The organism is Neobacillus sp. PVCKKU3, from assembly GCF_058323225.1.
Window position 1 is genome coordinate 37,734 of sequence record NZ_JBLVQN010000038.1, and the last position, 22,190, is coordinate 59,923.

21 protein-coding genes and 1 pseudogene are annotated in these 22,190 nt (G+C 37.6%); 11 read left to right on the top strand and 11 right to left on the bottom strand.

Translation table 11 applies throughout. The annotated features are described in order from the left end of the window. Positions 1-24 precede the first annotated feature (24 nt). Both cls and ACNQGS_RS22020 read left to right on the top strand, forming a co-directional pair. Positions 25-1,479 carry a cardiolipin synthase gene (gene cls / locus ACNQGS_RS22015; RefSeq protein WP_491489227.1) on the top strand — a complete coding sequence of 485 codons (1,455 nt, stop codon included), beginning with the start codon at positions 25-27 and terminating at the stop codon, positions 1,477-1,479. Between the two features lie 431 nt (positions 1,480-1,910). Next, positions 1,911-3,011, top strand: a complete 1,101-nt coding sequence (locus ACNQGS_RS22020; protein WP_491489210.1) for a DUF4236 domain-containing protein — start codon at positions 1,911-1,913, stop codon at positions 3,009-3,011. A 76-nt stretch (positions 3,012-3,087) separates the two neighbouring features. Here ACNQGS_RS22020 and ACNQGS_RS22025 read toward each other — a convergent pair whose 3' ends face one another. Continuing rightward, a complete protein-coding gene (locus ACNQGS_RS22025) occupies positions 3,088-4,995 on the bottom strand; it encodes a 3'-5' exonuclease (protein ID WP_491489228.1) in 1,908 nt (635 codons plus the stop codon). Positions 4,996-5,242: 247 nt separating this feature from the next. Between ACNQGS_RS22025 and ACNQGS_RS22030 the strand changes: the two genes are divergently transcribed. The 3 genes from ACNQGS_RS22030 (at position 5,243) to ACNQGS_RS22040 (ending at position 7,134) form a co-directional block, all read left to right on the top strand. Beyond that, positions 5,243-5,629 carry an ABC transporter ATP-binding protein gene (locus ACNQGS_RS22030; protein ID WP_491489211.1) on the top strand — a complete coding sequence of 129 codons (387 nt, stop codon included), beginning with the start codon at positions 5,243-5,245 and terminating at the stop codon, positions 5,627-5,629. A gap of 177 nt (positions 5,630-5,806) precedes the next feature. After that, complete coding sequence (locus ACNQGS_RS22035) at positions 5,807-6,508, top strand: hypothetical protein (protein WP_491489212.1); 702 nt, start codon at positions 5,807-5,809, stop codon at positions 6,506-6,508. A gap of 134 nt (positions 6,509-6,642) precedes the next feature. After that, complete coding sequence (locus ACNQGS_RS22040; RefSeq protein ID WP_491489213.1) at positions 6,643-7,134, top strand: CBO0543 family protein; 492 nt, start codon at positions 6,643-6,645, stop codon at positions 7,132-7,134. Between the two features lie 86 nt (positions 7,135-7,220). Here ACNQGS_RS22040 and ACNQGS_RS22045 read toward each other — a convergent pair. From ACNQGS_RS22045 to ACNQGS_RS22070, 6 genes and pseudogenes are all read right to left on the bottom strand, one after another. Further along, positions 7,221-7,454, bottom strand: a pseudogene (locus ACNQGS_RS22045) (cytidine deaminase family protein); the annotation flags it as partial. A 28-nt stretch (positions 7,455-7,482) separates the two neighbouring features. Further along, the gene (locus ACNQGS_RS22050) at positions 7,483-8,175 is read right to left on the bottom strand and encodes an aspartate/glutamate racemase family protein (protein WP_491489214.1); all 693 of its coding nucleotides are present in this window, start codon (positions 8,173-8,175) and stop codon (positions 7,483-7,485) included. Between the two features lie 88 nt (positions 8,176-8,263). Beyond that, positions 8,264-8,698 (bottom strand): ester cyclase, encoded by a 435-nt coding sequence (locus tag ACNQGS_RS22055; RefSeq protein WP_491489215.1) that lies wholly within the window; start codon positions 8,696-8,698, stop codon positions 8,264-8,266. 349 nt (positions 8,699-9,047) lie between these two features. Then, entirely contained in the window at positions 9,048-10,232 is a 1,185-nt protein-coding gene (locus ACNQGS_RS22060; RefSeq protein ID WP_491489216.1) for a thiolase family protein, read from the bottom strand. A gap of 21 nt (positions 10,233-10,253) precedes the next feature. Next, positions 10,254-11,531 carry an MFS transporter gene (locus ACNQGS_RS22065; protein ID WP_491489217.1) on the bottom strand — a complete coding sequence of 426 codons (1,278 nt, stop codon included), beginning with the start codon at positions 11,529-11,531 and terminating at the stop codon, positions 10,254-10,256. A 23-nt stretch (positions 11,532-11,554) separates the two neighbouring features. Next, on the bottom strand, positions 11,555-12,703 hold the full coding sequence (locus tag ACNQGS_RS22070) for an acyl-CoA dehydrogenase family protein (RefSeq protein ID WP_491489229.1): 1,149 nt from the start codon (positions 12,701-12,703) through the stop codon (positions 11,555-11,557). Between the two features lie 459 nt (positions 12,704-13,162). On the opposite strand from ACNQGS_RS22070, the gene ACNQGS_RS22075 reads away from it, so the two are divergent. Further along, positions 13,163-13,975, top strand: coding sequence for an IclR family transcriptional regulator (locus ACNQGS_RS22075; RefSeq protein WP_491489218.1), 813 nt, complete (start codon positions 13,163-13,165; stop codon positions 13,973-13,975). 295 nt (positions 13,976-14,270) lie between these two features. On the opposite strand, the gene ACNQGS_RS22080 is transcribed toward ACNQGS_RS22075, so the two are convergent. After that, positions 14,271-14,840: a TetR/AcrR family transcriptional regulator gene (locus ACNQGS_RS22080; protein ID WP_491489219.1), complete on the bottom strand. Its 570-nt coding sequence runs from the start codon at positions 14,838-14,840 to the stop codon at positions 14,271-14,273. A gap of 207 nt (positions 14,841-15,047) precedes the next feature. Between ACNQGS_RS22080 and ACNQGS_RS22085 the strand changes: the two genes are divergently transcribed. Next, complete coding sequence (locus ACNQGS_RS22085) at positions 15,048-15,962, top strand: DsbA family protein (protein WP_491489230.1); 915 nt, start codon at positions 15,048-15,050, stop codon at positions 15,960-15,962. 12 nt (positions 15,963-15,974) lie between these two features. Further along, positions 15,975-16,280: a monooxygenase gene (locus ACNQGS_RS22090; protein WP_491489220.1), complete on the top strand. Its 306-nt coding sequence runs from the start codon at positions 15,975-15,977 to the stop codon at positions 16,278-16,280. Between the two features lie 914 nt (positions 16,281-17,194). Here ACNQGS_RS22090 and ACNQGS_RS22095 read toward each other — a convergent pair. Together ACNQGS_RS22095 and ACNQGS_RS22100 are read right to left on the bottom strand one after the other, a co-directional pair. Beyond that, positions 17,195-17,842 carry an aspartate/glutamate racemase family protein gene (locus ACNQGS_RS22095; RefSeq protein WP_491489231.1) on the bottom strand — a complete coding sequence of 216 codons (648 nt, stop codon included), beginning with the start codon at positions 17,840-17,842 and terminating at the stop codon, positions 17,195-17,197. Positions 17,843-18,229: 387 nt separating this feature from the next. After that, entirely contained in the window at positions 18,230-18,877 is a 648-nt protein-coding gene (locus tag ACNQGS_RS22100) for a DsbA family oxidoreductase (protein WP_491489221.1), read from the bottom strand. A 591-nt stretch (positions 18,878-19,468) separates the two neighbouring features. Here ACNQGS_RS22100 and ACNQGS_RS22105 point away from each other — a divergent pair. Beyond that, on the top strand, positions 19,469-20,593 hold the full coding sequence (locus tag ACNQGS_RS22105; protein WP_491489222.1) for an NADH:flavin oxidoreductase: 1,125 nt from the start codon (positions 19,469-19,471) through the stop codon (positions 20,591-20,593). A 114-nt stretch (positions 20,594-20,707) separates the two neighbouring features. Here the strand turns inward: ACNQGS_RS22105 and ACNQGS_RS22110 are convergent, their stop codons facing one another. Beyond that, positions 20,708-20,857: a hypothetical protein gene (locus tag ACNQGS_RS22110; RefSeq protein WP_491489223.1), complete on the bottom strand. Its 150-nt coding sequence runs from the start codon at positions 20,855-20,857 to the stop codon at positions 20,708-20,710. Between the two features lie 236 nt (positions 20,858-21,093). On the opposite strand from ACNQGS_RS22110, the gene ACNQGS_RS22115 reads away from it, so the two are divergent. Continuing rightward, positions 21,094-21,312: a hypothetical protein gene (locus ACNQGS_RS22115; RefSeq protein WP_378581959.1), complete on the top strand. Its 219-nt coding sequence runs from the start codon at positions 21,094-21,096 to the stop codon at positions 21,310-21,312. A 175-nt stretch (positions 21,313-21,487) separates the two neighbouring features. Further along, the gene (locus tag ACNQGS_RS22120; RefSeq protein ID WP_491489224.1) at positions 21,488-21,712 is read left to right on the top strand and encodes a hypothetical protein; all 225 of its coding nucleotides are present in this window, start codon (positions 21,488-21,490) and stop codon (positions 21,710-21,712) included. The last annotated feature ends 478 nt before the right edge of the window (positions 21,713-22,190 follow it).

A 22,190-nucleotide genomic window follows, 5' to 3' on the forward strand; every position in this document is an offset into this window, starting at 1 on the left:
GATCTTGGCGCTGGAGAGGTACCAATGGAATTACAAAATATTAATATTATTCTCATCGCACTTATTACTGTTTTGAATATATTATTTGCCATAGTGGTGATTTTTGTTGAGAGACGGGATGTCAGTTCTACCTGGGCATGGCTTTTGGTCTTATTTTTTCTTCCCATTCTCGGCTTTTTGGTCTATATCTTTTTGGGCCGCCAATTAAAGCAAAAGAATTTTTACAAACTATCAGAAGAAGAGAGACGTTTTTTAAATGAAGCTGTCAACGTACAGCTTGACCACTTAACCCGTTCTGATTTTCTACATAACCCTTTGCTTAAAAGGTATGGGGATCTTATAAAAATGAACATGAAGTCATCGAACGCCTTGGTTTCTAATGATAATGATGTAACAATTTTTCATCATGGAAAGGACAAGTTTGCTGCGTTGTTTCAAGATATTCGAAATGCAAAAATCGAGATTAATCTGCAATATTACATCATTCAGCGTGATTCCTTGGCGGAAAAATTACGGGATGAGCTGACAAAAAAAGCAAAGGAAGGGGTTCGTGTTCGCGTTCTCTACGATGAAGTGGGTTCACGGCGGATGAATCGGTCCTTTTTCAAGGAACTTATCGAGTGTGGCGGCGAAGTGGAAGTGTTTTTTCCTTCTTTTTTAAAATTAATCAACTTCCGGATTAATACAAGAAACCATCGGAAGATCTGTATTATTGATGGCGAGATTGCTTATATTGGCGGATTCAATATTGGTAATGAATATTTGGGGCTGGATAAAAAGTTCGGAAATTGGCGTGATACTCATCTGCGAATACTTGGGGAGGCTGTTAATCATATTCAAGGGAGATTTGTGCTGGATTGGAAGCAGGCTACGAACCAAGAAACGATCAACCATGAAGTCTATTCTATGAATCAGGAGCGGCAATGCGGAAGCAGTGCAATCCAGATTATCGCCAGCGGTCCGAACTCCACGACCGAACATCTGAAAAATATGTACTTGAAACTAATTATGTCGGCGCAAAAAAATGTCTATATCCAAACACCTTATTTTATTCCAGATAGCAGCTTTATGGATGCATGCAAAATCGCCTTACTTTCCGGTGTTGATGTTCGGATCATGATTCCCAGCAAGCCTGACCATCCCTTTGTGTACTGGGCAAACTTAGCCTATGCCGGCGAGCTATTATCATATGGTGCCAAGATTTTGTTATATGAAAATGGTTTTTTACATGCAAAAACGATATTGGTTGACCAAGACGTAGCCTCTGTCGGTACCACCAACATCGATATGCGCAGCTTCAGGCTAAACTTTGAAGTCAATGCCCTCATCTATGATGAAAAGATTGCTCAGGATTTATATGATTTGTTCGTTAAAGATTGCGTTTATAGCTCCGAACTAACACTTACAGAATACCAGGAACGATCCGGATACGTGCGATTCAAAGAATCAATATCCCGCCTTCTGTCGCCGATTTTATGAATCAGGATGATCAGAAGTGAAACCAGAAAAAAGGTTTTGGTGGCGATTTTTAGGAAAAGAAGGGGCCAGGGGAACGTCCCTCTGGCTCCAATTAATTATCTAAAAATACATTGGTCGACAAAATCCCTTGGGTTCTATGGAACTATAGGGATTTTTTTTATGCGACATTTTTTTATTCCCATGAAAGATCTTTTTCTAATGAAAATACCCAACATGAGTTTGAAAACCTTATTTTATAGATTAATAAATAGTTGCTAAAAATCGCCAGATATCACTAATCAATAGGAGGTTTCTGGCAATTAACATTCAGCTTTATCAAAGGTTCTATTCATTAATTAAATAAATAAATAACGATGTATTAGGTGGTTTCGTTAGGACTTTTTCCCCATAACCCATTTTTGATATAATTTGTAAAAAGGAGGAATGTTACTGTGGGCTTTGGTTTTAGGAAAAGTTTCAAGATTGCTCCAGGAGTTCGTTTGAATGTTGGTTCTAAAAGTATTGGGATAAGCGCTGGTGTAAAGGGATTACGATATAGTGTTAATTCTAGAGGCGGGACCAGAATGACTGCAAGTATTCCTAATACAGGAATATACTACACAACCAGCGGTGGAAAAAGTAGAAGAACACCAGCATATAATAGACAAAGAGAAATCCAAGCAAGACAAAAGGAAGCTGCTAGACTAAATGAACTAGAACAAGCGGCTCTTGCGGTTGATGCCTATCAAAATACATTGGACCGAATACATTCCATTCATAAGGAAGCTGATGATCCGATTAATTGGATCAAAGTAAGGAGTGCGAACCCTCCTTTTCGAAAAAATGAAGGAGAAATGGGTCCCCATGAAAATGCTGCAATTGAAAAATTACATAATTACAAACCGAATTTAGTGATAAAATTGTTTGGCCAACAAGAGAAAGAGCTAGAAAAGCTGCAAAAAGAAGTAATGGAAGCTAGAAAAAAAGATGACGAAGAATACCGTTCGTGGGAAAGAGACGTTAGAATAGCGACAAAGGTCATTGAGGGTGATATTGATACATACTTCGAAGTCATTCAAGAATTTGACCCATTGGATGACCTGACCGAGTTTGGAAGCGGTTTTGAATTCATAGCCGATACCCCAAAAGTAATGGAAGTAGAATTTGACGTTCATAGTGATACAGTAGTTCCCAAAGAACAGCTTTCAATAACCAAAACCGGTAAATTATCTGTAAAACCTATGCCAAAGAGCAAATATTATGATATCCAACAAGATTACGTCTGCAGCTGTGTTCTAAGAATCGCCCGTGATATGTTTGCCCTACTTCCATTAGATACTGTCTATATCCACGCTACTGATACGATACTGGATACCATAACGGGATATCAAAGGCAGATGACAATCCTTTCTGTAAAAATCGATAAAAGAACATTAAACAAATTAAACTTCGAACACATTGACTGCTCTGATTCCATGCAAAACTTCAAACATAATATGAAATTCAAAAAAACCGCTGGATTTAGTGAAGTGGAAAAATTAACGGTTGAATAAGATGCACGGGGACGGTTCTCGTGCATCACTTTCACTAGAAAAAGAGGCCAAAGAACCGTACCTTTACATACTTAAATTAATTGACTTTTTCCATTCCATCCCTCTTCTGGTTTCTTAACATGAGGATTTGACCCAAGTATTTCGTGTACTCCGAATCTCCCGAATAGGACAAGCAAAGATACTCCTTGGCTCTTGTCATCCCAATATAAAGGAGCGAAACCTCCCTCTCCTTATCCTCTTCGAGCGGAAATGGCATCGAATCTACATTGACAATAAAAACGGCACGAAAATCCAGGCCCTTGCTGCTGTCGATAGTGCTAATTTTAACCTTGCCATCGTCCTTTTTATAGGAACGCTTGGAAACATCATTTTCCGTAATCCAGAAAAACGGCAAATCAACTTCAGTTAAAGAACGCTTAATAATATCTATAATCGGATACTGATGTGTGCGTTTCACCCGATAAAGGATTAACATTTCATCAAATGGTACTTTTCGATCTTCATTTAACTTCTTAATCTGTCGGGCAACGAGTCTCATTTCATCAAAGAAGTTGGCTGCCTTTAAAATGCCCGGCTCTGGTCCTTTTCTCTTTGTGCTTTGTGGGGCAATGATTTCCCCCTCCAATTCACGATTGACGACTTTATTTTTAAACATGGAATGTTCACGGTAGAAATCCCAGGCAAACTTGACAATCTGCTGGGTATTTCGGTAGTTGATGGACAACACCTTAGAACGTCCTTGAAAGCTCAAACCTGTGTCTTGAAGGTAGGAGCGTTTGCGTTTGTAAATGGTCTGTGCCCTGTCTTCTACTAATAAGAGTGATTGAGTATCAGCGTTGATGAGCAAACTCACTAACTTTAGCCAGTCTGCTTCAAAATCCTGTCCTTCGTCTATCAAAATTGCATCATAGTTTGGAAGAATCGCTTCCTTCCGCTCTATTTTTTCAATGATTTCAGGTAGCTGCTGCTCCCTGATTTTTAAATCATTCTTTAACCAAGAATGAAAGTTGCGAACAATGATGTTTTGATTTTGCACATTCTTCACATTTGGATCAAAATCGAAAAGATCCTCCGGTTCATTCAACATGTATGTAATCATTTGCTGGATGGCATTAGCCAGCGAAATATTGTAACAGAGAATTAGGATTTTCCAATTAGGGTTTTGTTTTGACAACATTTTCGCCCGACTTGCTAAAATAATCGTTTTCCCGCTCCCGGCAACCCCGCGAATCAAACGGTTCTTATCACCAATTTGCTTGGCCAAATTCTCCTGATGAAGATCCATCGTTTTAATATCATGCAGCGATAATAAAAGTTGATCCTGATATGGGACTGGCGCCTTAAATTCGGCGCTGATGCGGACCTCAGGAAATAAATGATAACGAATCGCATTAATGTCCTCTAATGAAAGTGGTTCCCTTAGGCGAAACGGGACGACAAACATATTCAGGATCTTTTCCATTAAAATCTCTTCAGAAAATCCTTCTTTATCCGGGTCAATTTCATCCCTCGTTAAACAAAGATGAGGTTCGATAACCGTGTAAAGTCCCTCTTGTACAAAATCCTTGGAAAACATCCTCGTAAAAACAACCCCATGGCCGTACGGGAATTTTAATTGAAATTTATATTTTCCATCCAATTGAATAAGGTTTTTATCTTTTTTCAAGACATCCACAACATGGAACATATTATCTCTTGCCTGCTTCATCGGACTTTTAATGACCGCCTGATCTCCAGAAGTCGTCACAATATGCCATTCATCGTGATTAAGTTGGAAAAGTGTATTTTTTGTGTAATCTTTCACTTCCAGCACAACGATACCGAGGTCCGGACCTATAATCACAAAATCAGGCCTTTTCCCTTGTATCTCAGGCTCGAAGTACACTATGTAATCATCTGGAAGATAAGTTTTTAACGTTCGAAAAAATAACCGTTCTCCCGCCGTGGCTGATGATCGAATAGTCTCAGGAATCGTAATCGCCATAACAACCGCTCCAAAATTTTCAATTTTCTCCATTATACTACAAATAGTGCGATTGACCTAAATAAAAGATGCATGGGAAGATGCATGGGGACGGTTCTCATGCCTCACTTTTGCTAGAATATAAGGCACAAGAATCGTCCCCATGTTTCAACAAAAGTATTGTCATTTCGATAGGACTTATTTCATAATAGAATGGAAGATATATCCTAGTAAAATTGATAAATATGAGAACTCTTATGAAAGTGGAGTGGAAATATTGATTAAAGGAATCCTTGATAAATTTTTTAAGACAACACAAACTACACCTCAACCAAAGGAACCGCCCATCAGCCAAGCGGATGTCGAGGCATTAATTAATGCAAAACTGAAAGAGCATGCAGCAACTATTGAAAATGTTGTTGCGGAAAAAGTCAGCGAAAAACAAACAGCCGGCGAAGATGAATATAAATTAACCGCCAAACAAATAGAGTATGCCCTTTCTATAATTGATAAAGTGAAGGACGAATTCGAATTGGCAATAGCCCCGACTGAATTAACCGTTAAAGATTTGAATAGGTTAATTGCTTATCAAAGGTATAAGAATAAAGGGACGCTAATTAATCTTATGAAAAAGGGAGTATTAAAGAAAAAATAATAATCTCAATATTTTCTTCAAAAAAATCCCCTTGGTTCTATTTAGCCAAGGGGATTTTTTTCGTTTAGCGAATTCGTTTTAAAAAAACTCTTCTTTCTCCGCTCTTTTTGTATTCAACACCTCATTTAGAAACAAAGTTAATGATCAATTCGTCTAATCTTAAAAGGGGTGCTGTCTATGAAAAAATGGACTATCTTTATTTTGATTTTATTTGCCTTAACAGGTTGCAGATCTACACCATTTGATGGACATGCGGTAATTGATTGGGTTGATTTTTTAAAATGGGATGGTATTGAATACGATGGGATTTACTCGGGTGTTTTAGCTGACGAAGAGTACCTTGGAGATAAAATTGGGACAGTAAAGTTCAAGGTAGCAGACAATGTCACGAATCCAAATTATAAAATTCGCGATGGAGATGCAGCGTTTCATGAAAGAGGCACAGAAATTTATGCGATTAAAGGGGTTCCACAATTTATTGCCGTTAAATCTTCCCGCGAAATTAATGGGTATCGTGTTTATTATTCAAGAAAAGATTTCGATTATAAATGGCATTATAAAGATATGCCAAGCGAGAAAGTGAACCGAATAGGGATTTATCTTGCTTACCAGCCGGAAGGGCCAAAAAAATTGGTAAACATAGATAACCCAGAAGAGATAAAGAAATTTCTTCAAATTTTAAATGAAGGTGAGGTCAGTCCAAATTTCCAGCCGAATATGGATAAAGGTGATCCTCCTGTTTATAACATGGTCTTTTATACGGATCAACCTATTGCCTATAAATATGATTTGCTTTTTGATGGCTATACCTATTATTGGCATCCATGGGATACAGCGATAGTATCAAATGAAATCGGTGATTTCCTGCCAAAACAATAAATATAAATATAACTGATGCACGGGGACGGTTCTCGTGCATCACTTTTACTAGAAAATGAGGCAAAAGAACCGTCCCCATGCTTCATTACATAAAAAGTGTATTTGAACAAATTATAATATGAGGAGGTGTTAGTATGAGGAGAAATGATTTTCCGTATTATTTCTTAGTTGTGATTACTGTAGCTGGGTTGGTTTTGTTACCGTTCGCTATTGTTAAGCGTTCTTTTAAGGATTGGGTTATTGTGTATCTTGTGAGTTTTATTGGTAATTTTTTCTTAGATAAATATTTAGTAACGAGAGGATATTTAAAGTATCCGAAAAAGATTTTCACAAAGGATAAAATCCATCTTCCATTTGATTTTATCCTTTACCCTTTGATGCTGCTTTATTATAATCAGTGGACATTGAACAGCAAACCTGCCGGATTGATTTTAAAACTTTTCCCTTTTGTTGTACCGCAAACAATCATAGAGACCATAGCGGCAAAGAAAACGAACTTAATTAAATGGAAAAACGGATGGAATTGGTATCACTCATTCGGCAGCCTTTTGTTAAAACTGGTAATTTGCAGAGGGAGTATTGCATTGATTAGAAAAATAAACAAAGGGAAAGTCTCAATCACGTAAAAAGAAACGTGATAGCAAACAAGCCAATTAGCCCAAAAATAAAAGGCGCTCTCCATATGGGAGAACCGCCCTTACTGGTTTTATCATTACATTTTTAAATCTGTGAATGCATAAGGTAATAGTTCCCTTAACGTCAATTCAAGAATTTCTTTCTTCTCATTTGTTAAATAAACTGGCATGTCAGGCGAACAAAATTCCGCTAAAACTTGTCGGCAAATGCTGCAGGGCGGCAGATAATCGACAGTATCGCCGGCGACAACGATAGCTTGGAAATCACCTTTTTTGTAACCATTGGTCACGGCAGTGAAAATAGCTGTTCTCATTTTTCCAGAAATATTGCTATTTTTTTCATATACCCAATGCTTTGTTTACGGATTCAATCGCATGGATGACAGTGGTATCAAACAACGGAACTTCAGAATCGTCTGGTTTCACGAGCAAACCAATTTCCGTACAACCTAAAATAATCCCTTGTGCTCCCCTTGCCACTAAGTTTTGGATCACTTTTTTAAAATATTCTTTCGAAGCTCGGTTGATTGAGCCAACACATAATTCTTCATAAATCACACTATTTATCTGTTCGATTTCCTCTTTATCTGGTATCAAAACGGTTATTTCATTTGCTTCAATTCTTGATTTATAAAAGTCTTCTACCATCGTATATTTCGTGCCAAGTAAGCCAATTTTATTAAGCTTTTTGTTCTGTATTTGTTTAACGGTTGCATCTGCTATATGTAGGATTGGTATATTTATTTTTTCAGTAATATAAGTGATTACCTTGTGCATGGTGTTAGTGCAAATCACAATGAAATCTGCTCCTGCTTTTTCCAAGGACAAAGCGGCTTCAGCCATAGCAAATCCCGCGGATCCCCACTCTCCACTAGCCTGGTAACGTTCGATTTCGTCAAAATCAACGCTGTATAAAATGCATTTTGCAGAATGTAATCCGCCCATTTGGCGCTTAACTTCCTCATTGATGATTCGGTAATATTCTATGGAAGATTCCCAACTCATTCCGCCTATTAGACCTATTGTTTTCAAATGATTTTCCTCCATTTAATGGATAAGTATTCTAAATGTTTCTTAAATCTTTCCCATTCCTATAGCTGAGGTATGTCTCATTTTGCTATTAATTTTCGAAAGTATCATGCGTTCCCTTTGGAAGTGCATCTAATTGATACAGCACATTTGCATCTGACAACTCGCACCACAGCTCTTTTACCTTTTTTTCCTCAAAATAATAGATCATGATGCCAGTTTCCTTAATCCTTTGATTTGTAGAAGGGATATTAAACCAACCACCTTTATAGGTGCTGTAACCTGTATACCTTACAACTAGTTTATTATCTTGTTCAATCAAATCGTTTAATTCCCATTGATCGTCTTGAAAACAGGTGCGATACCACCTCATAAAATCCTTTAACTTCTCACGAGTAGAATCACCACTAGACCCATGATAAATGAAATCCTCTGTGGTTACTTCATCTATAACGCCTAAATCTCCTTTTGTAAAAAATTCAAAAAACCACCGCTCCACTACATTCTTTTTCTCTTCACTAATCATAATCTGACTCCATTTCTCGGTTTATACATAGGTTAATTTAATACCAAAGTTTTTCTCTACCTATACTTTAAAAACGTTAAACTATTATTTTCGTTACTAATAAAACAATTTCCTTCTTAAACTCCCTCACCTTAGCCACAAGAAAAAAATTTCTTTTCAGAAAAAATTATTTACTCCATGAAGAAATCAGTGATTCAAATATACCCAAAGAAGTGGTCCCAAATTTACCGAAAATAATGTAGATGCAGCAATACCTTCAAGATCCCCAAGCGAAAAAACCGACTACCCTGTTTGGGATAGTCGGCTTTTATTCTTAAATCAACAAAGCTTCAAATTGAAATACTCTTTCTTACATCCTCTCAACCATAATCGCCATGCCTTGGCCGCCACCAACACATAGTGTGGCGATTCCATATTTCTCTTGACGGTCGATCATTTCATGAATGAGCGTTGTCACGATACGGGCACCAGTTGATCCAACCGGATGACCAAGCGCAATAGCGCCCCCGTTCACATTGACCTTGTTTACATCTAGCTTTAGTTCACGAATACAAGCCAGAGCCTGAGAAGCAAAAGCTTCGTTTAATTCAAAAAGACCGATATCTTCTACTTTTTTCCCTGTACGTTCTAATAGTTTTGTAACAGCCGGAACCGGACCAATCCCCATTATTTCAGGTGAGACGCCTACAGCTGTCCAATCCACGATTTTCGCAAGCGGTTTTACCCCTAGGCGTTCTGCCTCACTTTCTTTCATTAGAACTAATGCAGAAGCCCCGTCATTCCTACCGCATGCATTCCCTGCCGTAACGGTTCCGTTTGCCTTAAAAGCCGGCTTTAGGGTTGATAGTTTTTCCAATGTTGTGTCTGGGCGTGGGTGCTCATCTGTATCAATGATCCGTGTACCTTTTCTTTCCTTCACTTCGACTGGCACGATTTCTGCCTTAAACTTTTCATCAGCTATAGCTTTTGCAGCCTTTCTTTGACTTTCCACTGCGAAAGCATCTTGATCCTCTCTTGAAATTTGATACTTCTCAGCTACATTTTCTGCGGTAATTCCCATCCCTAAGTTTCTTCCATATATTTCTTGAGGCTGCTGTCCGGCTTCTGCGTTGGAATCTACTAATATCGTACGATCTCCGCCAAAACGTGCATTTCTTAAATAAATGGGGCCATTGCTCAAACTTTCCGTACCGCCGGCAACGACGATTTTAGCCTGATTTGAACTGATTTGCTGGGCAGCAGAAGCAATAGCCTGCATCCCAGAGGCACATAATCTATTAACGGTAAAGGCAGGGGCCGTTTCAGGAATACCTGAACGGAGGGCTGCAACCCTTGCTACATTCGAGGATTCGGTGGTTTGTCTAACCTCTCCGAAAATAACCTCATCTACTTGTTCTGGAGCTATATTTGCTCGCTTAACGGCTTCTGTAATGGCAATACTCGCCAAGTGGCCTGAACTGATATCTTTAAATGCACCGCCATAACGTCCAATTGGTGTTCGAACAGCACTCACAATCACAATATTTTCACTCATGTTTTTCCTCTCCTCTACACATTACGAAGATTTCGCTTCTAAATAATCCAATCCTTGATCCTTGTCCTTGCCTTTTAAATTAGAAGGTTTAACAAAAATGGTAAATAGTAACCCGAAAATAAATACAGCTCCAGCCATAAACAAGATAGATAGATTATAGCCTGCCAATTTATCTCCCCCAGCTAAGCTGATAATATACCCGGTTAAAAGCGGGGCAACAATACCAGCGAGATTACCTGACGATGTTAAAATACTTGTCATGAGACCTCCGCGTTCACGCATTTCATTAATCATAATGGTTGGCCCGATTGGTAAAATGGTATAGGCAAGACCTTTTGCTATACACAATGCCGCAATAACCCAGAATGGATTTTGGAAAATCATTATAGACGCAAACAATAATGCACCCACGATCATGGAGCCTCCAACAACGAATACCCTAGATGAACGCCAATTTTGATTTTTCTTAAATAAATAATCTGATAGCATGGATATACCTGTATAAATGACCACAGAAACAATCCCAATGACCATTACGCCATATCCCATTTGCGCCGGAGACATTTTAATAGATTCTACTAAATAAATAGGCAGCCAAACCGAAAACCAAACAACAAGGATATAAGTTGAAAAATAAGCAAGCGTGGTAAATAAGGCAGTTGGCGACGCCAAAAGTAATAGGAAATCTTTTAATTTGAGTTTCTCAATCTTCGCTTTCTTATTCTTTTGTACTTCCTTATAGACCTCAACTGGATTTTCTTTGGTGAAGAATTGGAACAACAAGAACCAGACAAAACTTACTGCACCCAGAATCGCAAATGCGACCTTCCATCCAAAAATGGTAATTAAAGAAACGAGGATTGGCGCAACAATCATGGCTCCAACAGTACCGCCGCCAACGATCATGGAATTAGCAAAACCTTTTAGTTTCGGCGGAAACCACTTATCTGCATGGTTATAGGCAATTGGACTATACGGTCCTTCGAATGCCCCTAACAAAACTCGATAAACGATTAAAATCGGTAAAGCAGCAATGGCCAAAACACCAAATTGTAAAGCTGTCCACGACAGCATGACCACTGCAAGTATTTTTTTAGTTCCATATTTATCCGCAAGTGCTGCTCCAAAGATACCTGTTACGGGATAAAGCCAGTAATAACTACTTCCTACTAGTCCCCACTCCACAGGACTAAGATTAAACTCTTTCATAATTGGTGCAGCTGCAAGTCCAATGATGGATTTATCTGCAAAATTTACGACTGCCCCTAAGAATAATAGCAGAAGAATAAACCAACGCATCATCAATCTCCTCTTTTCTTTGATTAAAGGTATTCGTTTTTCAACTGTGCCGCGATAATATTTTTTTGGATTTCGGAGGTTCCTTCATAAATTTTCGTTATTCTAGCATCCCGATAAAAACGTTCCACTGGGAATTCCGCAATATAGCCAAGGCCTCCGTGAATTTGTACTGCTTTATCTGCGGTACGATTATAAACTTCGGAACCAAGAAGTTTTACCATAGCTGCTTCCTTGATGACCTTCATCCCTTGATCCACCATCCAAGCCACACGATAAGTCATGCTCCGTAATGATTCGATATCAAGAGCCATATCAGCCAAATAATGTTGAATGATTTGCTGTTCAAAAATTGGTTTGCCAAATTGGATTCGCGAATTGGCATGTTGGATCGACATTTCCAACAGCTTTTCGCAAGAACCTAAGTTACGTGCTGCAAGTCCTGCCCGACCATTGGCCAGGATTTTTAAAGCGTTTACATAACCTTGACCTTCTTGACCGAGCACATTTTCTGCTGGAACTTCACAATCTTCAAAGAAAATTTCGGCTGAATGGGATCCACGGAGACCCATTTTCTTTTCATTTTTTCCAATTGTAAAGCCTTGAAAGTCCTTTTCAACAATAAAGGACGTAATGCCTTTTGCACCTTTAGAAGGATCTGTCACCGCCATGACGGTAAAGACATCGGCTATCGGAGCATTGGTAATATAATGTTTGCTCCCATTCAGTATGTATTTGTCGCCTTTTCTTACAGCAGTTGTTTTTAGATTTGTTGCATTTGAGCCAGCACTTGGTTCCGTTAAAGCAAACGCACCAATCATTTCTCCCCTTGCCATCGGCGGCAAATACTTCCGCTTTTGTTCTTCATTCCCCATTTCGACAATCCCTACGGACCCAATCCCGGTATGAGCACCAATGACAGTGGTATAGCCATTATGGGTTCTTCCTAATTCCTCATAAATCGCACATTTCCCCACCATACCAATACCGATACCGCCATATTCCTCCGGGATACTTAATCCGAACAATCCCATTTCCTTGGACATGTTCATAATTTTTTCAGGAATTTCATTATTCTCTTCAATGTCCATTGCCAATGGATCTACTTCACTATCAATAAAATCACGAATACTTTGCTTTAAAAATTGAATGTCATCTGATAATCGAAAATCCACTTTTTTCACTTTCCTTCCTTAATTTAAATATCCTTAAAATCCTTTGCCCTGATGAGTTCAACTATTACATCCGATGGAGAGAGTTAATCGGATGTAAATGTTCCACATATAATCCAAATGTTCCGTATACGGAACATTAATCCCAAAAAAATTTCTATTCCCAAAATGGTTGGGCTAATAGATACTTTAAGAGATTCATATTGTTGTTTCACACAGGGAATTGTGTACCACTATTGGAACAACAATACTATTCGCACAATCAATTCGTCAATAATATTTTTAATTTTTTTAATAAAATAAAATATTAGACAATTAAAGGATTACAATTTATAATTTGACACATTATATCTTTTTGTTTTTTCTGAAAATATACATAAGGAATAATTGTACGGCATATTTGCTTTTTCCTTTAAGCTTGTATAATTGAGTTACGGAAGATTATAAAAAGGAGTTTACGGTATGGATAAACCCAATGAAAGAGAAAAATCGGAGGTCCCTGCGCTTGAGGCAGCGATTAAGATTTTAGAATATTTAAGTAGATATAAGAGTAAAGAACGCTCGTTGTCGCAAATCTCTAAAAATTTATCAATCAACAAAAGTACTTGTCATAGAATCTTAAAATTATTAAATCATAATCGATTCGTCTCGTATGATGCGGACTCAAAACAGTATAGTCTTGGCTCCTATCTGATCATATTAGGTTCTCGTGCATCGGAATTTATTGATTACCTCAAACTGGCTCAGCCCCACCTTAAATGGGTGTGTGAGGAAACGCGGATGACAAGTGTTTTACTTGAACCCATCTCCGATAATCGCTTAATGTACGTCGCAAAGGAAGAACTGGATGTTCCAGATTACCATGTTCATGTGTCTGTTAAATTAGGGCAGCATTTCCCAATCACGAGTGCCTCCTTCGGTAAGTGTTACTTGGCCTATATGGAAGATTCTAGGGTGGAGGAAATTCTTGAAAAAGTAAATTTGAAACAATTTACCGATAAGACGATTACCGACTTAGAAACCTATAAGGAGACCTTAAAAGAAGTACGTAGCAAGGGATTTGCAGTAAGTTATGAAGAACATACACCAGGGGTATTCGGTATTGCAGCCCCCATTTTTGATTTTAGCGGCCAAATCGCCATGGTTATTGCCTGTCTCGGTTTTGCTACAAATCTTGACGAAAATTATGTTTCTATTTGTGGAGACAAACTTAAAAAGGCAGCAAGAAGTATTACAGAAGCACTGGGAGGAAAAGAACCTATCTTAAAAGGATGATAAATTACATATTTAATAAACTTACCTCCGTTTTTTTTAGTTGAGTTAGTCCAACTATAGGTTGTTCTCCGTCCAGAGGACATTTACAAATGGTTTGGAAAAAGAGAATTTCCGACTAATGAATAATGCCAACTTCCCGGTTTTTGGGATAGTTGGCGTTTATTCTTTATGTGACGATAATGAAAATCTAGCTTTTACCTCTCCCTAGTACATGTAACTAATCTCTTAATCCTCAGATTGAAAATCGCTCCAGTCTGCCAATAAATGAAGCACGAGAACCGTCCCCATGCTTCACCTATTGATTGATAGTCTCAAAATCAATCCCATATATAATAAACGGAATAAGCGATTTGATAAATTCTTCCGGTGGTACCTCTCTATTTCTTCTCCATTCTACAGACGCTCCATAGGTTCCCCAGCTTAACATTACGGCTGTTCTCTTTAGTGCTTCATGTTCGTCTATTGAATGCCTTTTTAGTAACATTTTGTAAAAAATAACTTCTAGTTGATCCCTGATAATGTGGGCTATGGTGTCTTCGTACCCTCTATGGCAGCGATTCGATAAAGAATTTTGGAAATTCGTAATGGCTAGAAAAATACTAACGAGCACTTCTTCATTTAATTCGTTTTGCTCGACCTGTTCGGAATTCAAATTGATCAGCAAAACCTCTGATAATACTTTTTCCAGCAAGTCATATTTATCCTCGAAATGATAATAAAACGTCGCACGATTGACCATCGCCTCTGTTGTAATATCTTTAATGGTAATATCCTTGAATTCCTTTTTACTTGAAAGTTCAATAAAAGAATCCATGATTAATTTACGTGTCCGAAGAATACGGGGGTCCGTTTTTTCCTGATCCATTCAAAAGTACCTCCTACTTTTACGACAATTTTTAAAATGTGTTGTATATACGATAAATCCAATGAACTATCGGTATTTGTGTTTTTCGTTATGTACTACAATGCAATTGTACAACAAATATAAAATCAAATCTTAATGGTCAGCTTTTTGGCCTGACCTTATTTAAAAAAAGAAAGGCGGTATGGTGACTTGAAAGAAAATAATAACATGATTTGTGATTTAGAAACAGGTGTATGTGGGTCAGTGGAAGAGGAAAATATGGAAATCATTGATTTCAATCAACCAAAGAAAACCGTTAATGTATATTATGTGACGGACCCGATCTGCTCTCATTGCTGGGCACTCGAGCCAGTGCTTCGCCGTTTTGTAGAACAGTATGGCCAGCATTTTAACTTCCATACGGTTATGGGCGGGCTGCTGGAAAAATGGCATGATGGCCCCATTGATCCTGCAAATGGCATCTTTAAACCTGCAGACGTGGCTGGTCACTGGAGAGAAGTTGGCGAATATTCCCGCATGCCAATTGATGGTTCGCTCATGATTAACAATCCCGTTGAATCATCCTATCCCCCGTCTCGTGTCTTTAAAGTGATTCAAAAAAATCATAACGACATATTGACCTTTGAATATTTACGACGTGCAAGAGAAGCCCTCTTCGCATTTAATCAAAATATTTCAGATGAATCCGTTTTAATCGAGATTGTCAAAAAGCTTGGACTTGATGGAACAGCTATTGTAAATGAAGCGGAACAACAAACCGGACAGCAATTATTAAATGAGGATTTCATGTTGGCCCGAAACCTCGGTGTTCGTGGATTCCCGACCATTATCATCGTCAATGAAGAAAATAAAGGGGTAAAAATTGTCGGTGCACGTCCATTGGAAAACTATGCTGCCGGATTAAAGCAGGTTCTAAATCTGGAAGAACTACAACCAAAACAACAACCACCTCTTTCGACCTTGCTTGAAAAAGAGAAACTTCTTTTTTCAAAAGAAATTGAAGTGATGTATGATGTTGAAAAATCGGAGATTAACAACTTTATTGAAAAAGAACTTTCAAAAGATAGTTATCAAGTGAAGGAGATTCTAGGAGAATTGTATTTTACCACTACTTCAAAATAAGGGAGAATGACAATGGCATACGTATTACAAGTGGATTTCAACATGACTGGACCATTCGGGGATGAAATGGCAGAGGCGTTTTCTGATTTAGCGAATAGTATTAATGAAGAACCTGGCTTCATATGGAAGATCTGGACAGAAAGTCCTGAAACAAATGAAGCAGGTGGAATTTATGTTTTCGAAACAAAAGAAACAGCTGAACAGTATTTAGATATGCACTCTAAACGATTAGCCGGCTTTGGAATAACTGATTTAAACGCGAAAATCTTTGCCGTCAATTCTAAACTTACTGAGATTACTAAGGGTCCAGTAAAATAAACTGGATGGATGTTGAAAATAGAGAAAAGGGGCTGTACCAAAAATCTTCGGACTATTGGTACAGCCCCTTAATTAATTATTGTGCTTAATTGGAAGAAATGCCACCATCGATACGAACCATTGTTAAATCTGAAATAGTGCAGCCATAACCAGCGCTCCAACTAAAATTTCACAAATTTCTATACAATAAAGCAAGAAATGATCACTTATACTTAAATTTAGGAAAAATAATGTAAAATTTCCTTTTATTATGTTAGTCTTTATTCATAGTTTAAGTGAAAAAGTTTGGAGGAAAAGTCATGCAGTTCATCATCTATGGTTGTAGTTTATTGGTTATCTTTTTCAATCATTCTATTACGAAAAAATTACTTGCAGAAAATCCAACCCCAGTTATAAAAAATAGTTTTGTTAGGCTTTTACAATTCGTGAAGTTTGCCCCGATTCTTGCCTTTCTCGTTTTATTAGTTTTAGTTTCGACGTATTTCCATAGTAAACCTGAAATTCGATTATCTCACGCATGGTTTGACTCACAGTTTTGGACCTATACTGCTCTCCTATACGTCTTTTATAGAATAACAAAAAGCAAACTAAGCCTTATTTTTTTGGCATTTTCATTTTTTATCGCGATTTACAATACACCATTATTTCATTATGAAAGCTTATTTTTCGGTCACAATGTTATTGTTTCTGATATCTTTGGAATATTCATGTTTCTTTCTATGTGGATTAGCATTTCAAAAATTACGAATAGGTTGAAGTCATAAAAATAGTGGCAGATTTTTTGTATGATATTTCCATATGTTTCAAAATTTAATATCAGGACGGTTCTGTAGTCCCAAAGCAAGGAAGGAGAACCGTCCAAGGTCATTGAAAAATACTCTTTAACTCGATTTATTAAACCCGTGTAATTATTTTCATAGCTCTAACGCTTTATTTACTGATTCAATAGCATGGATGATAGTTGTATCGAACAATGGAACTACGGAATCCTCTGGTTTCACCAGTATTCCATTTTCCGTACATCCTAATATAATCCCTTCGGCTCCCCTGTCCACTAAATTTTTGATCACTTTTTTATAATATTCTTTAGAGGTTTGGATGATTGTACCAAGACATAATTCATCATAAATGACACTATTTATTCGATCAATCTCCTCTTTATCTGGTATCAATACCTTTATCCCATTTTCCACAATTCTAGATTTGTAAAAGTCATCCACCATTGTATATTTAGTGCCAAGTAACCCAATTCTATTAAACTTCATATTCTGTATTTGTTTAACGGTTGCATCTGCTATATGGAGGATCGGTATAGTTATTTTCTCGTAAATATAATCGATGACCTTATGCATGGTGTTTGTGCAAATCACAATGAAATCTGCTCCTGCTTTTTCCAAAGACAGAGCGGCTTTAGCCAAGACAAGCCCCGCGGATTCCCACTCCCCACTAGCCTGGTACCGTTCAATTTCTTCAAAATCAACGCTGTATAAAATACACTTTGCAGAATGTAATCCGCCCAATTGCCGCTTAACTTCCTCATTGATAATTCGGTAATATTCTATGGAAGACTCCTAACACATTCCGCCTATTAAACCTATTGTTTTCAAATGCTTCTCCTCCATTTAATGCATAAGTATTCAAACAAAGTCCTTTAACTTCTGACGAGTAAACTATTATTTTCGTTACTAACCAAACAATTTCTTCTTAAACTGCCACTTTGGCCATATAAGAAAAAAATCGCCCTGGCGATCCTGTCTTTACCTTTTATTCAATTAACCCCATATATTTCCAAAACCATGAATAAAGCCAACTACCTTTAAGATAGTTGGCCGTTATTCTTTATGGGATAAAATAGCTGCCGTCTGGCAGCTATTTCAACTGATGAATGAAAGTCTTCTTATCAATATTACTTTTTTTCACAAATTCCTAAACATACTGCATAATTAACATTAACATCCATCAATCCCACAAGCCATTCCTTCGGTAATTCCGCTAACTTTCTGTTTGTTTATTTCTTCATTAATAATTTGTTCTAGGTTTTCCTTTGACCGAATACCCGCTGCACCTGTATTTCCAATTATGAATGTGGGAACTGCCGTAATCTCAGCTTCATTATATGCATGTTGCAAAGCCTTTTGGTGGGCTTCCCGATAAGTTCGGCTCTCAAGTGCAGCTCGATATTCTTTTTCATCAAGCCCAATCTCACCAGCTAATTTTGTAAGCACATCAATGTTGCCAATATCCTGCTCTTCTTGGAAAAAGGCACGAAACATACGAATATTGTACTCATTCCCCTTACCTTTTTCCTTTGCAAATTGATAACCTTCGAATGCAAAATGTGTATAAGGCTGTGGGGATACATTTGGCAAAATGATATTTATTCCCATTCGTTCAGCCATCGGATAAACGGACTGTTTCCATGTTCTTTGTAAGTAATCTCCCTCTGGTCTTAACGTTTCGTTTGGGTACGGACGAAGCTCAAAAGGCATCCACTCCACTTCTACATCTTTTCCTTTGATGGCTTCCTCAAGAGGTTGTTCTGCTAAGAAGCAAAATGGACAAACATAATCCGAATAAACTTTTATTTTAACTGTCATGCGATCTTCCTCCTTGTATTTTTGTTTACTTTTACAAAAAAATCGTGTTTTCTTGCTCCCTATGATACCACTAATGCAATGATAACAATTATAAATAATGACTCAATAATCATAGACGGAAAAATTTCGCTTAATTAGTGAAAATAATAAAAAACAGCTTAAATAGACGGAAAGATTCCGCCTATTGAATCGAAAAACGCGAAAATGGGGGATTTTGCATTGCATAATCGGAAAACCTTCCCTTATTTACACTGAAACAAGTTCCATTCTGCATTTAATCGAAAAATCTCCGTTTATTCTACTTCTGCTGGTTACTAAATTAAGGACAAAGCTTCTTATTATATTTAATGAAGTTGCATTACGGAACCGCTAATTTATTTCACCTATAAAAAAAAGGAATGTGATTTCAATCGTGAAATACATTGCATTTATACTTGTGTTGTCCTTTGTTGGTACTCCAAAAGAGAACGGCTTAAAAGATGATCTTAGACTTGTCTTTTTCTCCTAAGACTTATAAGTTTATATTTTTATATAGGAACTGTAGAATAAAGGAAGCACTATATAACGAATGAATGGAAGGAAGTGCCCGACTTGGATCAAAAGTACGCAGGTCATACATTGTTTCAATCTGTACCATTTGGAAATAAAAAGTTAGCAAGCCGGTTAGTGATGGCCCCAATGACAAGAATGTTTTCACCAGAAGGTATCCCAGGGGAAAACGTTGCACAATATTACCGCAAACGTGCAGAGAATGGGATTGGACTCATCATAACTGAAGGAACAGCGATCAACCACCCAGCTGCAGTAGTGAGCCCCGATATCCCCCGTTTTTATGGTGAGGACGCCTTAAATGGCTGGGCAAATGTAGTGAAGGAAGTACATGAAGCAGGTGGGAAAATCATTCCACAATTATGGCATGTAGGTGCCGCACGGAAAGCAGGAAGTGAACCAAATATTGACGCACCTCCTGTGAGCCCGTCTGGATATACTTTAAGAGGCCAAAGAAATGAGAAAATAAAGGCTCTAACAAAAGAAGAAGTCACGGAAATGATTAATGCATACGCCGAAGCTGCAGCAAATGCGAAGCGTATCGGCTTTGACGGAATTGAATTGCATGGAGCGCATGGCTACTTAATTGATCAATTTTTTTGGGAATTAACGAACAAGCGGACAGATGAGTATGGCGGGGATCTAGGAGAGCGGACAAAATTCGCGGCAGATATTGTTCGTGCTTGCCGGAAAGCAGTCGGACCAGATTTTCCAATTGTCCTTCGCTACTCACAATGGAAAGGAACCGATTATCAAGCCAAATTAGCGAATAACTCTACTGAACTTGAACAATTGCTCACCCCTTTGGTTGAAGCTGGCGTAGATATTTTCCACTGCTCGACAAGACGAATATGGGAACCTGAATTTAAAGATGAAGATCCATCATTAGGCTTGGCAGGCTGGACGAAACGAATTACTAAAAAGCCAACGATTGCGGTCGGTTCTGTTGGAATTAACCGCGCCTATCTGAGCAATCAGGATAATGATAATGTAACAATTGTAGACAATCTCGGAATTATAGATGAAAAAATCAAAGCAGGCGAATTTGACTATGTAGCCGTCGGCCGTGCTGTGCTAGCTGATCCAGAATGGGCAGTAAAACTCAAGAATGGCAAACTTGATCAAGTAGTGCATTATACGAAGGAATCAGAGAAAGAGCTGATTTAATTTCAGTCTTTTTCAACCTGCAGATACATTGGATAAGCCCTTCTTTATTGGAAGGGCTATCTTAAGTCCCCTTTAGCACAACAAGAATAGCGTTTTGAGGATATCCAGATCTATTCACTTCTTATTTTTAAGATTGATTCGTTCAGGACGTTCGTTTTCAGGCAAATCACCTTCGTCTACCCGATCATTCTCTAAATTTTTCCTAACACTTATTTTATATGGTCCTTCTTGATAAGAGTCTACTCTCCATGATTGGTCACTCATCCGATCTATCCTTTCATCTTAAATTTTTTCACACGTGAAACCAGGTTATCCCCAGAATTCTTGATTTGTACAGAATTCGCTACATATTTATTCTCCCCCGTTTCTTCATTCTTATTTCTTAGTGGAATATGATTAAAAATTAATTAAAAAATACGTTATATTTATGGCAATTACATAAAGGCAGAAGATTGGGTGATAATGAGGGATAAATAGTTTAGTGAGAAAAGGAGTTTATTATGTCAGAACATAAACCGAATTTTCGAAAAGAACCAATTCAACCATCCCATGAAAATGAACCCGCTTTTAATGTATTTCTAGATGAGAAATTAGTTGCTGAAATACGCGGGCGTGACCCTCAACATCAAACTGTCATACCCATGAGGGAATTAAGCGATTATGAAGAAGACAAACTGCATGAATTTATCGCTGCAATGTATAGCGAAGACGAATATTGACCAAAAGCTAATTTGGCATGAGTTCAGTTAATAACTGGACTCATGCCATTTATTTTGACAATTCCCATTCTGCCCTATGGTTTTTGGGATAATAGGCACAATAATAATATCGACACTTTTGGTAAATACTTTAAGAAGTTTTAACTAGATGCGATCTGTAAAAGGAGCGGAAATAATGGAAAATATAGCTGATAATGTACATATAGGTGAATTAATAGCTGTTTCCAAGGTTTTTCTATTAAATCCTTATCAAATGGTAACATTACTAGAAAATGGTGATATGGAAGTATTCGATAATAAGGAAGCTTTTTTTGAAAAATACGGAAATAAGGAAACCTATGACGAATTATCGGATTGGTGTGAGCTAAACAATGGAAAAATCTTTACTAAAACAAAATAGGAAGAAAACCTTGCAAGGCTATTCCCAAAAAAAATTGACTTGAGTAATTAATGCCTTGCGATCGGTTTTTCTGTTAGGGATTCCTGTCATCATTTATGACTGACTTCATAAATAGTTTCTACATTAAATTGTTTCCATCGCCCCATTAGGTACCATTATTTACTTCCACAAAGTACATTTTTAGCCAAAAGTCACACCTCCCTTAATTAACAATTAGAGTAATTAGATACTTTTTTTATGCGTTTTTTCAACTTGCCTCCCCCATTACTTCGATAAGGAAAAACGGATTCCTATTTTACTCAAAGACGCTCACACATTCCTGTAGCAGCGTAATTGAGTACGTTATTTCCATAATATGAGAGCCAAATGAATTTTCTATTACGTATTTTTCATTTATTTTTCATTAGCTTTGGCACCACCGGATATAACTGTTGTGTCACGAAAATTATATTGAGAGTAGTTTTCTAATTCACAATAG

Excerpts from the sequence above, each read along its gene's own strand:
- cls (WP_491489227.1), top strand. The coding sequence starts at position 25 with ATGGAATTACAAAATATTAATATTATTCTCATCGCACTTATTACTGTT.
- ACNQGS_RS22025 (WP_491489228.1), bottom strand. The coding sequence starts at position 4,995 with ATGGCGATTACGATTCCTGAGACTATTCGATCATCAGCCACGGCGGGA.
- ACNQGS_RS22035 (WP_491489212.1), top strand. The coding sequence starts at position 5,807 with ATGAAAAAATGGACTATCTTTATTTTGATTTTATTTGCCTTAACAGGT.
- ACNQGS_RS22040 (WP_491489213.1), top strand. The coding sequence starts at position 6,643 with ATGAGGAGAAATGATTTTCCGTATTATTTCTTAGTTGTGATTACTGTA.
- ACNQGS_RS22055 (WP_491489215.1), bottom strand. The coding sequence starts at position 8,698 with ATGATTAGTGAAGAGAAAAAGAATGTAGTGGAGCGGTGGTTTTTTGAA.
- ACNQGS_RS22060 (WP_491489216.1), bottom strand. The coding sequence starts at position 10,232 with ATGAGTGAAAATATTGTGATTGTGAGTGCTGTTCGAACACCAATTGGA.
- ACNQGS_RS22065 (WP_491489217.1), bottom strand. The coding sequence starts at position 11,531 with ATGCGTTGGTTTATTCTTCTGCTATTATTCTTAGGGGCAGTCGTAAAT.
- ACNQGS_RS22075 (WP_491489218.1), top strand. The coding sequence starts at position 13,163 with ATGGATAAACCCAATGAAAGAGAAAAATCGGAGGTCCCTGCGCTTGAG.
- ACNQGS_RS22080 (WP_491489219.1), bottom strand. The coding sequence starts at position 14,840 with ATGGATCAGGAAAAAACGGACCCCCGTATTCTTCGGACACGTAAATTA.
- ACNQGS_RS22085 (WP_491489230.1), top strand. The coding sequence starts at position 15,048 with ATGATTTGTGATTTAGAAACAGGTGTATGTGGGTCAGTGGAAGAGGAA.
- ACNQGS_RS22090 (WP_491489220.1), top strand. The coding sequence starts at position 15,975 with ATGGCATACGTATTACAAGTGGATTTCAACATGACTGGACCATTCGGG.
- ACNQGS_RS22100 (WP_491489221.1), bottom strand. The coding sequence starts at position 18,877 with ATGACAGTTAAAATAAAAGTTTATTCGGATTATGTTTGTCCATTTTGC.
- ACNQGS_RS22110 (WP_491489223.1), bottom strand. The coding sequence starts at position 20,857 with ATGAGTGACCAATCATGGAGAGTAGACTCTTATCAAGAAGGACCATAT.
- ACNQGS_RS22115 (WP_378581959.1), top strand. The coding sequence starts at position 21,094 with ATGTCAGAACATAAACCGAATTTTCGAAAAGAACCAATTCAACCATCC.
- ACNQGS_RS22120 (WP_491489224.1), top strand. The coding sequence starts at position 21,488 with ATGGAAAATATAGCTGATAATGTACATATAGGTGAATTAATAGCTGTT.